Raw genomic sequence first — 14,204 nt, forward strand, 5'->3', positions numbered from 1 at the left:
CAGTGTCCGCTGTGGCGACGAATTAGCCCAGGGCGGGGTCGGGAAGGCCCCGGATGTCGCGCCAATATTCCTCGCGCGCATTGTCGTCGATCACGGCCGGATCGCCCGCGCCCTTGAACAGCCGGTCGGCGCCGTCCTTGCGCGCCCGGGCGATCCAGTACGGATGGCCGGTCACGCTGTCCTGGAAATTGGCCTTCAGGCCCGAGTGGCGCAGCGCCGTGAAGGTCTGGCCGGCGTAGTGCAGGGTCTCGCCGCTCTTGGACGAGACGACTCGCCCGATCCCGCGCCGGCCCATTGATGCCCTTGGACTTGTCCTCGACGTACATGATCCGGGTTCTCGTCTTCATCGGTCTATCCCACGAAGCCGGCGGCGCGACGCAGCCGGTCATTGATCGCCTCGCCCAGGCCGTCTTCCGGGATCGGCGCAACGGCGATGGCCGAGGGGCGAAGACGGTCGGCGGCGCGCAGGTACGAGAACAGGTTGGCGGCGGCTTCGGCCAGATCGCCCGCCGGACTCAGGTTGAACACGCGCGGCCCTCCCGGCCCGTCGCCGAACGCCAGATAGGCCTCGTTGGGCTCCGGCGCCTTGGCGTTGATCCGCACCGGCGCGTCGGGGGCGTAGTGCAGGGCCAGGCGTCCGGGCGAGCGCTTGGCGTCGTCTTCCGCCTCGGCCAGGGGGCCGACGATCCGCTGCAGTTGGAAGCGCGTGACGGCCCCAGGCCGCAGCAGGCGCGCCTGACCGTCCAGAACCGAGACGACGGTCGATTCCAGGCCGACGGCGCTCGGGCCGCCATCCAGGGCGGCGGCGGCCTTGTCGCCGGTCTCGGCCATGGCGTCCGCATAGGTGGTCGGGCTGGGTCGGCCCGAGCGATTGGCCGAGGGAGCGACGACCGCGCCGCCGAACGCCGCCAGCACCGCCCGCGACAGAGGATGGCCCGGCACGCGGATGGCCACGGTGTCGAGGCCGGCGCGCGCCAGATCGCAGACGGCGGCCGCGTCCTTGATCGGCGCGACGATGGTCAGCGGGCCCGGCCAGAATTCGCGGGCCAGGGCCCAGGCGCGATCGTCGAACTCGGCGATCCGCGCGGCGGTCTCAAGGTCGGCGACATGGGCGATCAGCGGATTGAAGCGCGGCCGGCCCTTGGCCTCGAAGATCGCCGCCACGGCCGCCGGGTTCGCGGCGTCGCCCCCGAGCCCGTAGACCGTCTCGGTCGGCAGAATGACCAGCCCGCCGTCGCGCAGGGCGACGGCGGCGGCCCTTATTTCCGCTTGGCGGTCAGGTTGAAGCTGACCTTCACCTTCGCCGCGATTTCGTCCGTCGACGCCCATTCGCCCTGCCCAACTCCAAACGTCGTCCGGTCGAGGGTGGTTACACCCCGCGCGGTCGCCGTGTCGCCGTCGATCTTCAGGGTGAAGGGCAGGCTGAGCGGCTTTTTCACGCCCCGCAGGTCCAGGGTCCCGTCGGCGACGAACTTGCCCTCGCCGGTTTTGCGGAACTTGGTAGCCGTGAAGGTCGCCTTTGGGTGCTCGGCGGTGTCGAAGAAGTCGCCGCTGGGCAGGCTCTGGTCACGCTGGGCGTCGCCGGTGTCGACCGAGGCGGTGTCGATGGCGACGGTCAGCTTCGAGCGGTCCAGGGCCTCGGGCGAGAACAGGATGTCGGCGGTCCAGGTCTTGAAGCGGCCCTCGATGGCGTTCTCCGACCAGGTGGCGCTGAAGCCCAGGGTCGAGCCCTTCTGAACCGTCCAGTGTACGGGGTCCTTGAAATAGACCGCGGCGGGCGTCTCGGCGGCCTTGACGAAAGCCTCGCTGGTCTCCTTGGAGACGGTTCCGGCCACGCCCTTGAACTTCTCCAGATCCTCCTGGGTGCGCGGCAGCTGCGCTTCCTCATCCGCGGCTGGCGCGGGCGGCGCGGCGGGCTTGGCCTTGGCGGCGGGCATGTAGAGATAGCCGGCGGCGATCACGGCAGCCAGGCCGGCGGCGGCCAGCCAGGCGCGAGGCTCCTTCCAGCCGGGGCGGGCGCCGGGCGCCATGTTCGCGAACACCTCGTCCTTGTCGAGGATCTGGTGCTTGGCCACCGCGCCCAAATGCAGGATCAGCAGCAGATAGGTGACCTTGACCAGCACGCCGTGACCCAGCTCGCCGATCTCGTGCCACAGATGCTTCGGACCGGCCGCCAGCTCGGGCAGGCCGGGAATGTGCGGCCACGGGATCGTCCCGAACAGCAGGGTCGGGATCGGCACGCGGCTGGTCGAGACCAGGATCCAGCCCGTCAGCGGCAGACCGATCATGATCACATAGAAGCCGACGTGGACGACCTTGGACGCGACCTGCTCCCACTTGGGTTGCCCCTCGGGCGCGGCCGGCGGCGTGTTGAACAGCCGCCAGGCCAGCCGCGCCAGGCTGAGCAGCAGGATGGCGATGCCGATCGACTTGTGCAGCTGGAACAGGGCGTAGGTCGTCGGGCCCTTGGGTCCGTCGCCCATCCGCCAGCCCAGGATGATCTGGAAGATGAGGGCCGCGGCGATCAGCCAGTGAATGACGATCGCCACCGTCGTGTAGCGCGTACGGCTTGCGGCCATGCGAGTCTCCCGGGTCCCCTGAACCTATACCTGGATCATGGCGGGGTTCGCCCGCCATGATCCAGCGCAGTTTTACTTCTTTTGGAACTCGACTTCGATGTTCAGGGTGACGTCGTCGCCGACCAGCGGCACGTACTTGCCGACGCCGAACTCCGACCGCTTGATGGTCGTGGTCGCCGAGAAGCCCGCGCGGGTCTGCAGCGGGTTCATGCCCGGGCCCGAGCCGTTGAAGGTGACGTCCAGCACCACCGGCTTGGTCACGCCGTGGAAGGTCAGGTCGCCGGTCACGGTGCCATGCTGGCCATCGCCGACGTTCACGACGGTCGAGACGAAGGTGATGGTCGGGTACTTGGCGGCTTCCAGCCAGCCGTCGCCGATCAGTTCCTTGTTGAACTTCAGGCCGAACTCGTCGGCGCCCGTGGAGGTGTCGATCGAGGCCGGGTCGACCGTGACGGTCAGCTTGGCGGCGGTCGGCTGGGCCGGGTCGTACTGATAGGAAGCGTCCAGCTTGGTGAAACGCAGGGTGTAGTTCGACAGGCCCATATGCTTGAGCTTGGCGGTCAGCGAAGCGTGGGTCTTGTCGAGCACGTAGACGCCGGCGGGCATCTTGGCCGGATCGGTCGACGGCGCGGCCATGGCGGCCGGCGCGGTCAGCAGGGCCGCGGCGAGCGTGGCGTAGAGGAAGGGCTTGTACATCGGGGCGCTCCAGGGCGTAATTAAAACAGCATTAGTTGCAGTTCCCCGACTTAGGCACTCCAGCACGGCTTTGAAGGGGCGCAAGATCACGAGGCCGTGATCTTCGCCATAAAGACGGGGATGGCTTGGCGACGTTGCGTCACCCCGCCTAAACAGATCGCCGCCCCTCTGGAGTTTGTCGGCCATGACCTATCGCGCCCCCGTCCGTGACCTCGCCTTCTCGCTGCGGCACGCGGCGGATTTCGGGCGGCTGGCCGACGCCTTTCCCGAGGCGGACGCCGACACGGTCATGGCGGTGCTGGAAGCGGCCGGCGCCTTCGCCGCCGACGTTCTGGCTCCGTTGAACCGTCAGGGCGACCTGGTCGGCGCCAAGCTGGAAAATGGCGTGGTCCGCTCCGCCCCCGGCTTCGCCGACGCCTACAAGCAGTTCGCCCAGGGCGGCTGGACCAGCCTGGCCGCGCCCGTCGCGCACGGCGGCCAGGGCCTGCCCAAGACGCTCGAGGTCGCGGTGCTGGAGATGATTCAGGCGTCGAACATGGCCTTCGGCCTCTGCCCGATGCTCAGCCTGGGCGCCATCGAGGCCCTGGAGCTGTGCGGAACGGACAGCCAGAAACACACCTACCTGCCCAGGCTGGTCTCCGGCGAATGGACCGGCACGATGAACCTGACCGAGCCGCAGGCCGGCTCGGACCTGGCCGCCCTGACCACGATGGCCACCCCCGATGGCGACGGCGGCTGGAAGATCACGGGCCAGAAAATCTTCATCACCTGGGGCGACCACGACGCGGCCGACAACATCGTCCACCTCGTTCTGGCCCGCACCCCCGACGCCCCTCCCGGCGTGAAGGGCGTCTCGCTGTTCCTGGCCCCCAAGGTCCTGGTCGACGAGGACGGCAAGCTGGGCGAGGCCAACGCCCTGCGTGTCGGCGGGCTGGAGCACAAGCTGGGCATCCACGGCTCGCCCACCTGCGTGATGCTGTTCGAGGGCGCCAAGGCCGAGCTGGTCGGCGGCCTGGGCCAGGGCCTGCCGAACATGTTCGTGATGATGAACGCCGCCCGTCTGCAGGTCGGGGCCCAGGGCGTGGCCATCGCCGAGCGCGCCTACCAGCAGGCCCTGCACTTCAGCCAGGAACGCGTCCAGGGCCGCTCGGCCTGGACGGGCGCCTATCCCTCGCGCCTGTTCGACCATCCGGACGTGCGCCGCTCGCTCGTCTTGATGAAGGCCCATATCGAAGCCGCGCGCGGCATCTGCCTGTCGACCGCCGTCGCCGCCGACCTGTCGCGCGCCGCCGCCGACGAGACGACCCGCGCGAGCGCCAAGCTGCGCGAGGAACTGCTGACTCCGATCGCCAAGGCCTGGTCGACCGATGTCGGCGTCTGGGTGGCCTCGCAAGGCGTACAGATCCACGGCGGCATGGGCTTCATCGAGGAGACCGGCGCGGCCCAGCACTATCGCGACGCCCGCATCGCCCCGATCTACGAGGGGACCAACGGAATCCAGGCCATCGACCTGGTCGGCCGCAAGCTCTCCATGGGAGAGGGCCAGGCCGTGGCCGACCTGATGGACGACATCCGCGACACCATCGACGCCCTGAACGCTTCGGAGTTGAAGGCCGTCGGCCTGCGCCTGGGCGCCGCCCTCGAACGCCGCCGCCTCGGCTACCGCCTGGCTGGTCGAGCGCCGCGCCAAGTCGATGCCGGACGCCCTCTCCGGCGCCACGGCCTATCTGAAACTGCTGGGCGACGTCGTCGGCGGGTGGATGCTGGCTAAGGGGGCGCTGGCGGCCTCGGGCGAGGCCGACGCAGCCTGGGCCGACAGCAAGCGGGCCCTGGCCCGCGTGTTCGCCGAGAGTGTGCTGGCTCAGGTTCCCGGCGCGGCGGCCGGCGTCATGCTCGGCGCGGCCGACCTTGAGGCGATGACGCCGGACGTGCTGGGGGCCTGACAACAAAACGTATCATCCCGGATCGGCTGCGCCGGCCGGGATGACACGGCTTTTTCGCGTTCAGACCTAAGCCTTGAAGAAGGCCAGCAGGTCGGCGTTGATGATCTCCGGGTGGGTCGAGGCCATACCGTGCGGCAGGCCCGGATAGGTCTTCAGCGTGCCCTTCTTCACCAGCTTGATGGCCAGATGGGCGCTGTCGGCGACCGGGACGATCTGGTCGTCCTCGCCGTGCAGGATCAGAACCGGCACATCGACCTTCTTCAGGTCGTCGGTGAAGTCGGTTTCCGAGAAGGCCTTAATGCAGTCGTAGTGGGCCTTGGCGCCGCCGGTCATGCCCTGGCGCCACCAGTTGTCGATCAGGCCCTGGCTGACTTTCGCGCCCGGACGATTGAAGCCGTAGAACGGGCCTTCGGGGATGTCGCGGAAGAACTGGGCGCGATTGGCCAGCAGGGCGGAGCGGAAGCCGTCGAACACCTCGATCGGCAGGCCGCCAGGGTTGGCCGGCGTCTTCAGCATGATCGGCGGCACGGCGCCGATCAGCACTACCTTGGCCACCCGGCCGGGCTTGGCGCGGGCGGCGTAGTGGATGGCCTCGCCGCCGCCGGTCGAGTGGCCGACGTGGATGGCGTTCTTCAAGTCCAGATGATCGGTCAAGGCGATGACGTCGGCGGCGTAGGTGTCCATCTCGTTGCCCGTATCGGTCTGGGTCGAGCGGCCATGACCCCGACGGTCATGGGCGATGACGCGATAGCCCTTGCCCAGGAAGAACATCATCTGGGCGTCCCAGTCGTCGGCGCTGAGCGGCCAGCCGTGGTGGAAGACCACCGGCTGGGCGTCCTTCGGGCCCCAGTCCTTGTAAAAGATCTGGACGCCGTCCTTGGTGGTGACGAAGCCGCTCTGGGCTCTGTTGGCGGCGCGCGGCGCGGCGCCGGCCTTCGGGGTCGCGGCTTGGGCGTTCTGGCCCAGCGAGGCGGCCGCCACGGCGGCGAGACCGAAGCCGGCGGTCATCACGCCGCGACGGGAAGCTTGGTTCGACTGGCTCACGGATCAACCCTCATTTCTTGCTCGCGATAATTGTTATCGCGATAATGAGAACCGGTCTAAGGCGCCGCCGCGGGCCTGTCCAGCAATTTATTTATCGTGATATCATTTTTCGTGGTAAGAAGGATCATGACGACGAAGACCCCGCCTCCGCGCCCGCTGGACCAGCAGATCTGCTTCACGCTCTACGCCACAAGCATGGCGATCACGCGCGCCTACAAGCCCCTGCTCGACGCCCTGGGCCTGACCTATCCGCAGTACCTGGTGCTGAACGTGCTGGGCGAGGCGCCTGAAGGCAAAGGAGGAGGGATCACGATCGGCGGCATTGCCGAACGCCTGGACCTTGAATCCAGCACCGTCACGCCGCTGGTCAAACGGCTGGAGGCCGCCGGCCTGGTCGCGCGGCGGCGCGGAACTCGAGGACGAGCGCCGGGTCGAGGTGACAATGACAGAAGCCGGACGCGCGCTCCTGGGCCGCTCGGGATGCCTGAACGACGCCCTGCTCGAGCGGTCGGGCATGGAAGGCGAGGATCTGGGCGCGCTCAACAAGCGAATCCAGGCGCTGCACGAAGCGATCGCGCGGGCGTAAGGGGCGCGGCGGGACCGCCGCGCCCTTCGGGTCTTAAAGCTGCTCGAGCAGGTACTCGGCCGACGAGACCTTGAACTGGCCGGCTTCTTCGACGTTCAGCTGGGTCACGACGCCGTCCTTGGCGATCAGCGAATAGCGCTGCGAGCGCGGGCCCATGCCGAACTTCGAGCCGTCGAAGTCCAGACCGATCGCGCGGGTGAAGTCGCCATTGCCGTCGGCCAGCAGCAGAACCTCGCCGTCGATGCCCTGGTCCTTGCCCCAGGCCTTCATCACGAAGACGTCGTTGACCGAGACGCAGGCGATCGTATCGACGCCCTTGGCTTTGAGTTCGGCGGCCTTTTCCTTGAAGCCCGGCAGGTGCTTGGCCGAGCAGGTGGGGGTGAAGGCGCCGGGAACGGCGAACAGGGCGACGGTCTTGCCCTTGAAGATGTCGTCGCTGGTGATCGGCGCCGGCCCTTCGGCCGTGCTGGTCATGAAAGTCGCCGCGGGCAGCGTGTCGCCAACCTTGATCGCCATGGGCCGTGTTTCCTCGTGTGCGTGTGAAATCGCGCCTGCTCGAATATCCCTCGCGAGAGCGGACGCCAAGCACGCTTTGAAACGTTCGACGACTTGAAACCGTCGCGACGAAGGCCAATGCTCTATCTCATGGACAGCTTCATCGACGAAGAGCCCCATGACGACGAGGACGGCGATTTCCTGATCGGACGGCTCCTGGTGGCCATGCCCGGCATCGAGGACCCGCGCTTCGAGCGCGCCGTGCTCTATCTGTGCGCCCATGACGAGGAGCAGGCCATGGGTCTGGCGGTCAACCGTCCGGTGGAAGGCCTGACCGTGTTCGAACTGCTGGCGCGCCTGGGCGTGAAGTCGCGGATCCAGGCTCCGAGCGATCTTGTGTTGCTAGGCGGGCCTCTGGAACGCGAGCGCGGCTTTGTCTTGCACACCGACGACTTCACCTCGCCGGACTCGACCCTGCCGGTGGCCGACGGCCTGGGCCTGACCGCCACCCGCGACGTCCTGGACGCCATGGCCAGCGCCAATCGCCCGCGCAGGGCGATCCTGGCGCTCGGCTATGCCGGCTGGGGTCCCGGACAGCTGGAACAGGAGCTGCGCGACAATGTCTGGCTGATCTGCGACGCCGACGAGGACCTGCTGTTCGACGAGGACCACGAACACAAGTGGACGCGGGCCCTAGCCAAACTGGGGATCACCGCCGACCACCTGTCGGCGACGGCGGGCCGGGCCTAGCCGCGCGCCTTCACCGGCGCGGCGCCATCGACATAGGCTTCGTTGAGGTAGACCTCGGCTTCCTGCGGCGACAGCGCCGGAGCATAGCCGAAGCCCTGGCCATAGTCGCAGCCCAGCGACTGCAGGGCGTGGGCCATCTCGGCGTTCTCGACGCCCTCGGCCACGACTTCGAGATCCAGATCCTGGCCCAGCTTGACGACCGAGCGCACGATCTTGGCCGAGCCGGCGTTGGAGCCCATGGTCCGGACGAAGTAGCGGTCGATCTTCAGCGTGTCGAACGGCAGCCGGGTCAGATAGGACAGCGACGAGAAGCCCGTGCCGAAATCATCCAGCGCCAGGCCGGCGCCGGCGTCGCGCAGGGTCTTCAGGATCACGGCGGCCCGCTCGGGGTCGCGCATGATGTCGCTTTCGGTCACTTCCAGCTTCAGGGCGCCGCGCGGCAGGCGATTGACGCGCAAGGTCTCGGCCACATCGGTGACAAGGCCGGGACGGTCGATCTCGCCGGTCGACAGGTTGACGCTGACGGTCAGGGCGCCCATCGCCGGATGGCTGTCGCGCCACGTGGCCAGCTGCTTGGCGGCGGTGTGCATCATGTGCGCCCCGAGCTCGCTCATCAGCCCCATCTCTTCGATCAGCGGCAGGAACTCGTCCGGCGGCAGCATGCCCCGGCGCGGGTGGATCCAGCGGGCCAGGGCCTCGAAGCCCGACAAGGCCCCGGTCGACAGGCGTACCACGGGCTGGAAGTACGGCTTGATCTCGCCCCGAGCGATGGCGCCGCGCAGGTCGGCCTCCAGGGCCAGACGCGAGAGGCCGTCGGTTTCCATAGAACGGCCGTAGGCGGCGGCCCCGCCACGGCCCGCGGCGGCGGCGGCCTCGACGGCCAGTTCAGCGCGACGCAGCAGTTCGCAGGCGTCCGGCGCGTCCAGACCGCCTTCGGCGGAGACCGCCCCGATCGACAGGGTCGGATGGATGTCGAACCCGGCCACGCGCAGCGGCTGCTCCAGAGCCGAGCGCAGCATCTCGGCCGGCTCGTAGCCCTTGGGCGCGCACAGCACGGCGAACTCGTCCTCGCCGATGCGGCCCAGCAGGGCGTCGCCCGGGAACGAGGCGGCCAGGCGCGAACCGAGGGCGGCCAGAACAAGGTCGGCGCGCTCATGGCCAAGGGCCTCATTCAGGCGGCGCAAGCGATCCAGGTCGGCGACGACCAACTCGTGAACCCCGTCCTGATGCAGGCGCTCGCGGGCGCGGGCGATGAAACTGCGGCGATCCAGCAGGCCCGTGAGCTCGCAGCGCTCCGAGGCCGAGAATTTCGTTTCGGGGGCGACGACGCCGGCGGCGCGAACGCCCTCCTCCAGCCACACGCCCCGCCACAGGCAGGTCTCGCCGCCGCGCACACGAAAGCGGGCGACGACCTCGCAGCCCGGCTCGCGCATCTTGAGAACTTCCTCGGCCTGGGCGCGGTCCTGGGGCAAGGCGAGCGCCCGGAAGGCGGCGGAAGAACACTCAGGGGCCAGCGGCCCCAGGCCCAGAGCGCGGGCGGCGCCGTTCAGGCGCAGGCGATCGGCTTCGGGCTCCCAGATCCACAGCGCGACATCGGCCGCGCCCAACGCCTCGAGCGTGGCGGTCGTGTCCCAGATCCGTCGTTCAGTGGCCTTGAAAGACATGCCCGTCCCAAAAACTCGTCGGTCGGGCCGCGGCGCTACTCGGGCGCGACCATGCCGAACAAACGATGATCTCGCCAACCGCCGTTAATTTTCAAATAAGCGGGCGCATATCCTTCCTCGGAAAACCCACATTTCAATAACAGGGCGGCCGAGGCGGCGTTCTGCGGCATGCACGCGGCTTCAAGTCTGTGGAGGCCCAGACCCGTGAAAGCAAAGCGGATCACCGCCTGAACGGCGTCGCTCATCAGGCCTTGCCGCGTAAAGGACTGACCTATCCAATATCCAATCGAGCCTGTCTGAGCGACGCCACGTCGCACGTGGAAAAGTCGCACGGCGCCGACCAGAACGTCATCGGACCGACGGAAGATGAAGAACGGATACGCCTCCCCCAGCTCCAATTCGCGGGCATAGGCGGCGAGTCGGGCCCGAAAGGCGGCGCGGGTCAGGTCGTGCTCGGGCCAGGTCGGCTCCCAGGGCTCGAGAAAGGAACGGGACTTGGCGCGCAGGGCCGCCCAGGCGTGATGGTCCCGCGGAAGCGGCGGCCGCAGATAGACGGCGCGACCCTCCAACTGGAGACGGGGGCGGGTCTTCAGGAATGGGAGCAGGGCGGACAAGGACAACGCTCGGTCTGAATCACGCCCTCACCTTCCAATGTCAGGCCTTGGAGGACAACGCCTTGCTGAACGCCTCGCCGGCCTTCAGCGCCGACTTGGCGCCGAGCACGGCGGTGGCGGCCTGACCGGCCAAGAGGCGCCGACCCAGGCGCGCGACGTCGGCGGGGGTCACCGCGTCGACCTCGGCCGCGAGCTCCGATGTCGGATAGAGGCGGTCGAACAGCAGCACCTGCCCGGCCCCTTGCTCCGCGCGCGACAGCGGCTGCTCGCGGGCCATGAACATGTGCGCCTTCAGCTGAGCCTTGGCGCGGGCCAGTTCGGCGTCGTCGATGCGCTCGACCAGCCTGACCAGCTCCTCGGCGCAGACCTTGGCGGTCTCGACCGCGTCGCCGGCCGCGCAACCGGCATAGACGCCCAGCGCCCCGTGGTCGGCGTAGGTGTCGGCATAGGCGTCGATATTGTAGGCTAGGCCCCGCTTCTCGCGGGCTTCCTGGAACAGACGCGAAGACATGCCGCCGCCCAGGGTCTCGGCGAAGATGCGCAGGGCGAAATAGTCCCGCTCGCGCGCGCGCCGCAGGCCGGCAGCATGAACACCAGATGCGCCTGCTCCAGCTTGCGGGTCTCGGCCTGAGGACCGCCGATGAAGGCCGCCGGCGGCGGCGCGGGCGCGCCGGGCGTCGACGGCAGATCGCCGAACGCGCGCTCGGCGGCGGCCATCAGCTCGGCCTCGTCGACCGCGCCCGTGGCGCTGATCACCAGACGGTCGGCGGCGTAAAGCTGGCCGCGCCAGTCGGACAGGGCCTCGACCGTCGCCGCCTCGACCGTGGCGTCACTGCCCAGGATCGGACGGCCCACCGGGTGGTCGCCCCAGCTGGCGCGCTGGATCAGGTCGAAGACATAGTCGTCGGGGGCGTCGGCGGCCTCGGCGATCTCCTGGGCGACGACCTGCTTCTCGCGGCTCAGATCGGCGGGATCGAGCGTCGGGCGGCGGACCAGGTCGGCGATGACGTCCATGCCCAGGTCCAGGCCGCCCTTCAGCGCCCGGACCTGGAAACTGGTGCGCTCATAGCCGGTGGCGGCGTTGATCGAGCCGCCCTGATTCTCGATGACCTCGACGATGTCGCGGGCCGAACGGCCGCCCGCGCCCTTGAACACCATGTGCTCCAAGAGGTGCGACCAGCCCGACCGCGCCGGATCCTCATAGGCCGCCCCGCGCCCCGCGACGACGGAAAGGGCCAGGGTTTCAAGGCCCGGCATCGGGTCACAGACGACGCGAACGCCATTGGGCAGGGTGCGGAGGATCGTGGTCATGAGCGGCGGTATCTAGGCGCTCGCGCGCCTAAACACTAGCCCAGGCTCAGGTATTCGCCGCGAAGGTGCGCACGAAGGCCTTCACCGCCGCGCCGTCGGCCGGCAAGCGCTCGAACTTCTCCGGCTTCTTCGACAGGTCCGGCGTGGCGCGCGGGGTCGAGGGCAGCAGGCCCGTGGCGGCTTGGACCGCTTCGGGGAACTTGGCCGGATGAGCGGTCGACAGCACCACCACCGGGACCGAGACCGGGACATCCACGCCCCGCGCGGCGGCCAGGCCGACGGCGGTGTGCGGATCGATGACCTCGCCGGTCTCGTTCAGGGTCGAGAGCATGGTCTTGGCCGTGTCGGCCTCGCTGACCGAGGCGCCGCGGAACAGCTCGCGCATCCAGGCGTGGGCGCCCGGCGGGATGTCCAGCAGACCCGTGTCGGCGAAGGCGCGGAAGGCGCGGCCGGTCTCGGTGCCGTCGCGGCGGACGGCTTCGAAATAGAGGCGCTCGAAGTTGCTGGCGACCTGGATGTCCATGGCCGGGCTCTGGGTCGCGGCCACGGCGCCGCGCGCGTAGCGGCCGGTCTCGATGGCGCGCGCCAGGATATCGTTGGAATTGGTGGCGGCGGTCACCGAGTGGATCGGCAGGCCCAGCTTCTTGGCCACGAAGGCGGCGTAGGCGTCGCCGAAATTCCCCGTGGGCACCACGAAGGCCACTTCACGGTTCGGAGCGCCCAGGGCGACGGCCGAGGTGAAATAGTAGACGCTCTGGGCCGCGATCCGCGCCCAGTTGATCGAGTTGACGCCCGACAGATCGACCGCGTGGCGGAACTGGTCGTCCTGGAAGGCCTGCTTGACGATGGCCTGGCAGTCGTCGAACGAGCCGAGCACCGAGATGCAGGCCACGTTGGCGTCGACGGCCGTGGTCATGAACCGGCGCTGCACCTCGCTGATGCGGCCTTCCGGGAAGAGGGCGACGATGCGGGCGTTCTTGCGGCCCCGGAACGCCTCGACGGCCGCGCCGCCCGTGTCGCCCGAGGTGGCGCAGATAATGGTCATCTTCCGCGACTGGCGTTCCAGCACGTAGTCGTACAGCCGGCCCAGCAGCTGCATCGCGACGTCCTTGAACGCCAGGGTCGGGCCATGGAACAGCTCCAGCAGGTAGCGGTTCGGAGTCAGCTGCTTCAGCGGCGTCACGGCGGTATGGGCGAAGGTGGCGTAGGCCTCTTCGCACATGTCGAGCAGGTCTTCGGCCGGTATGTCGTCGCCGACAAACTTGCCGACCACGGCGGCGGCCACCTCGGCATAGGGCTTGCCCGCGAAGCCCGCGATCTCGGCCGCCGAGAAGCTGGGCCACGCGTTGGGCACGTACAGGCCGCCGTCGGGGGCCAGGCCGGCCAGCACCGCATCCAGGAAGCCGATGGGCGCGGACTGGCCGCGGGTCGACACATAGCGCATCAGGGTTTCAATCTCCGCCAGAGCATGGCGGCATAGATAAACAGCAGGGTCACGGCAAGACCGAACCACGTCAGGGCGTATTCCAGGTGCCGATTGGAAATTTCTGCCGGCAGCGGCGCAGGGGTGATTCCGGCTGGTGCGGGAGTCTCGCTCTCGGCCATCAGCACCAGCGGCGCGGGCTGGCGGCCAGGAAAACGCTTCAGGACCTCGGCCCGGTCGCCGCCCAGCTGCTTGATCGGCATCAGCACGCCGACGACATGCCGCGGCGCGTCAAAAGTCCGCGGCGGCGGCGCGACCTGACCCGTCAGGGCCGGAACGACGCCTCGGTCCGCCAGGAGCATGTTGTAGGGACCGGCCAGGACGGCGCAGGGGGCTTGGGCGCGCCAGACGACGTCGCCGTCGCGAACGCCATAGACCAGCGGCAGCGGCGGGCCGGCGACGTCGCCGCAGTCGACGCTCACCCGGGTCCAGGCCAGGTCCTCGACCCGGGCCTCGGCCGTCAGCACCTGGATCAGCGGCAAGGCCGGCGCCGTCTTCAGGGCCTCGATCCGCGCCAGGACGCCTTGCTTCCAATGCAGGCGCTGGACCTGCCAGGCGCCCAGGCCGCAGAGAATGGCGAAGGCGATCAGCGTGGCGATCGTCAGACCGACCGGAAAACCAGGTTTGCCGGCTTGCGGCTCAGACATGGTCGCGCCCCGCCTCGGAGGCCTTGTGGGCGACCTGGGCGGCGACCATCAGACCCTTGGCGGGGCGCATCAGGCCCAGGCTGATGATCACGACCGCGGGCAGCCAGACGATCAGCAGCGCCCAGATCGGCCAGTTCCAGGCGAACATCGAGAACAGCGCCCCGAAGGCGCAGACCGATCCGGCGATCAGGATGACGAAGGTCGCCGCGCCATCGCCGGTCTCGAACTTGCCCAGGTCGAAGCCGCAGGCCTCGCAGGTCGGGGCGACCTTGAGGAAGCCCGTGAACAGATGGCCTTCCCCGCAGTTGGGGCAGAGGCCGCGCGCGCCGGCGGCGTAGGGATTGGTCTTGTGGGCGGAAGAAGGGGTCATGAGTGCGGGCCTCCGAAACGAA

The 14,204-nt window shown here is 68.8% G+C and carries 13 protein-coding genes and 2 pseudogenes; 3 read left to right on the top strand and 12 right to left on the bottom strand.

Annotation, left to right across the window (positions count from 1 at the left end; translation table 11 throughout):
- Window positions 1-22: 22 nt before the first annotated feature.
- From ACHMW8_RS05435 to ACHMW8_RS05450, 4 genes are all read right to left on the bottom strand, one after another.
- Window positions 23-295, bottom strand: coding sequence for a 1-deoxy-D-xylulose-5-phosphate synthase (locus tag ACHMW8_RS05435; protein WP_395444972.1), 273 nt, complete (start codon window positions 293-295; stop codon window positions 23-25).
- A 56-nt stretch (window positions 296-351) separates the two neighbouring features.
- Window positions 352-1,329 carry an L-threonylcarbamoyladenylate synthase gene (locus tag ACHMW8_RS05440; RefSeq protein WP_395444973.1) on the bottom strand — a complete coding sequence of 326 codons (978 nt, stop codon included), beginning with the start codon at window positions 1,327-1,329 and terminating at the stop codon, window positions 352-354.
- Window positions 1,260-2,579, bottom strand: coding sequence for a YceI family protein (locus ACHMW8_RS05445; RefSeq protein ID WP_395444974.1), 1,320 nt, complete (start codon window positions 2,577-2,579; stop codon window positions 1,260-1,262). The genes ACHMW8_RS05440 and ACHMW8_RS05445 overlap by 70 nt, the downstream gene beginning before the upstream one ends.
- Window positions 2,580-2,651: 72 nt before the next feature.
- Window positions 2,652-3,275, bottom strand: a complete 624-nt coding sequence (locus ACHMW8_RS05450; RefSeq protein ID WP_125155043.1) for a YceI family protein — start codon at window positions 3,273-3,275, stop codon at window positions 2,652-2,654.
- 184 nt (window positions 3,276-3,459) lie between these two features.
- On the opposite strand from ACHMW8_RS05450, the pseudogene ACHMW8_RS05455 reads away from it, so the two are divergent.
- Window positions 3,460-5,218, top strand: a pseudogene (locus tag ACHMW8_RS05455) (acyl-CoA dehydrogenase).
- A gap of 66 nt (window positions 5,219-5,284) precedes the next feature.
- On the opposite strand, the gene ACHMW8_RS05460 reads toward ACHMW8_RS05455, so the two are convergent.
- Window positions 5,285-6,262, bottom strand: a complete 978-nt coding sequence (locus tag ACHMW8_RS05460) for an alpha/beta fold hydrolase (RefSeq protein WP_125155041.1) — start codon at window positions 6,260-6,262, stop codon at window positions 5,285-5,287.
- Between the two features lie 195 nt (window positions 6,263-6,457).
- Here ACHMW8_RS05460 and ACHMW8_RS05465 point away from each other — a divergent pair, with 195 nt between their 5' ends.
- Window positions 6,458-6,922: a MarR family transcriptional regulator gene (locus ACHMW8_RS05465; protein WP_395445905.1), complete on the top strand. Its 465-nt coding sequence runs from the start codon at window positions 6,458-6,460 to the stop codon at window positions 6,920-6,922.
- Here the strand turns inward: ACHMW8_RS05465 and ACHMW8_RS05470 are convergent.
- Window positions 6,882-7,364: a peroxiredoxin gene (locus ACHMW8_RS05470; protein WP_125155039.1), complete on the bottom strand. Its 483-nt coding sequence runs from the start codon at window positions 7,362-7,364 to the stop codon at window positions 6,882-6,884. The two genes, ACHMW8_RS05465 and ACHMW8_RS05470, sit on opposite strands and share 41 nt — an antisense overlap.
- Before the next feature lie 129 nt (window positions 7,365-7,493).
- On the opposite strand from ACHMW8_RS05470, the gene ACHMW8_RS05475 reads away from it, so the two are divergent.
- Window positions 7,494-8,093: a YqgE/AlgH family protein gene (locus ACHMW8_RS05475; protein ID WP_125155811.1), complete on the top strand. Its 600-nt coding sequence runs from the start codon at window positions 7,494-7,496 to the stop codon at window positions 8,091-8,093.
- On the opposite strand, the gene ACHMW8_RS05480 is transcribed toward ACHMW8_RS05475, so the two are convergent.
- The 6 genes and pseudogenes from ACHMW8_RS05480 to ACHMW8_RS05505 all read right to left on the bottom strand — a co-directional run bounded on the left by ACHMW8_RS05480 (window position 8,090) and on the right by ACHMW8_RS05505 (window position 14,182).
- Window positions 8,090-9,757 carry a bifunctional diguanylate cyclase/phosphodiesterase gene (locus ACHMW8_RS05480; RefSeq protein ID WP_125155038.1) on the bottom strand — a complete coding sequence of 556 codons (1,668 nt, stop codon included), beginning with the start codon at window positions 9,755-9,757 and terminating at the stop codon, window positions 8,090-8,092. The two genes, ACHMW8_RS05475 and ACHMW8_RS05480, sit on opposite strands and share 4 nt — an antisense overlap.
- A gap of 35 nt (window positions 9,758-9,792) precedes the next feature.
- Complete coding sequence (locus ACHMW8_RS05485; protein WP_125155037.1) at window positions 9,793-10,371, bottom strand: GNAT family N-acetyltransferase; 579 nt, start codon at window positions 10,369-10,371, stop codon at window positions 9,793-9,795.
- Window positions 10,372-10,411: 40 nt separating this feature from the next.
- Window positions 10,412-11,682: pseudogene (locus ACHMW8_RS05490) on the bottom strand (M16 family metallopeptidase).
- A 46-nt stretch (window positions 11,683-11,728) separates the two neighbouring features.
- Window positions 11,729-13,126: a threonine synthase gene (thrC, locus tag ACHMW8_RS05495; protein WP_395444975.1), complete on the bottom strand. Its 1,398-nt coding sequence runs from the start codon at window positions 13,124-13,126 to the stop codon at window positions 11,729-11,731.
- The gene (locus ACHMW8_RS05500; RefSeq protein WP_395444976.1) at window positions 13,126-13,812 is read right to left on the bottom strand and encodes an SURF1 family protein; all 687 of its coding nucleotides are present in this window, start codon (window positions 13,810-13,812) and stop codon (window positions 13,126-13,128) included. Before ACHMW8_RS05500 ends, thrC begins: the two co-directional genes overlap by 1 nt.
- Window positions 13,805-14,182 (bottom strand): DUF983 domain-containing protein, encoded by a 378-nt coding sequence (locus ACHMW8_RS05505; protein ID WP_125155033.1) that lies wholly within the window; start codon window positions 14,180-14,182, stop codon window positions 13,805-13,807. The genes ACHMW8_RS05500 and ACHMW8_RS05505 overlap by 8 nt, the downstream gene beginning before the upstream one ends.
- Window positions 14,183-14,204: the final 22 nt, after the last annotated feature.

Source organism: Caulobacter sp. UC70_42, from assembly GCF_044056025.1.
Classification (GTDB): domain Bacteria; phylum Pseudomonadota; class Alphaproteobacteria; order Caulobacterales; family Caulobacteraceae; genus Caulobacter.

Coding starts and splice junctions, on each gene's coding strand:
- ACHMW8_RS05435 (WP_395444972.1), bottom strand. CDS start 295: ATGGGCCGGCGCGGGATCGGGCGAGTCGTCTCGTCCAAGAGCGGCGAG.
- ACHMW8_RS05440 (WP_395444973.1), bottom strand. CDS start 1,329: ATGGGCGTCGACGGACGAAATCGCGGCGAAGGTGAAGGTCAGCTTCAA.
- ACHMW8_RS05445 (WP_395444974.1), bottom strand. CDS start 2,579: ATGGCCGCAAGCCGTACGCGCTACACGACGGTGGCGATCGTCATTCAC.
- ACHMW8_RS05450 (WP_125155043.1), bottom strand. CDS start 3,275: ATGTACAAGCCCTTCCTCTACGCCACGCTCGCCGCGGCCCTGCTGACC.
- ACHMW8_RS05465 (WP_395445905.1), top strand. CDS start 6,458: ATGGCGATCACGCGCGCCTACAAGCCCCTGCTCGACGCCCTGGGCCTG.
- ACHMW8_RS05470 (WP_125155039.1), bottom strand. CDS start 7,364: ATGGCGATCAAGGTTGGCGACACGCTGCCCGCGGCGACTTTCATGACC.
- ACHMW8_RS05475 (WP_125155811.1), top strand. CDS start 7,494: ATGGACAGCTTCATCGACGAAGAGCCCCATGACGACGAGGACGGCGAT.
- ACHMW8_RS05480 (WP_125155038.1), bottom strand. CDS start 9,757: ATGTCTTTCAAGGCCACTGAACGACGGATCTGGGACACGACCGCCACG.
- thrC (WP_395444975.1), bottom strand. CDS start 13,126: ATGCGCTATGTGTCGACCCGCGGCCAGTCCGCGCCCATCGGCTTCCTG.
- ACHMW8_RS05500 (WP_395444976.1), bottom strand. CDS start 13,812: ATGTCTGAGCCGCAAGCCGGCAAACCTGGTTTTCCGGTCGGTCTGACG.
- ACHMW8_RS05505 (WP_125155033.1), bottom strand. CDS start 14,182: ATGACCCCTTCTTCCGCCCACAAGACCAATCCCTACGCCGCCGGCGCG.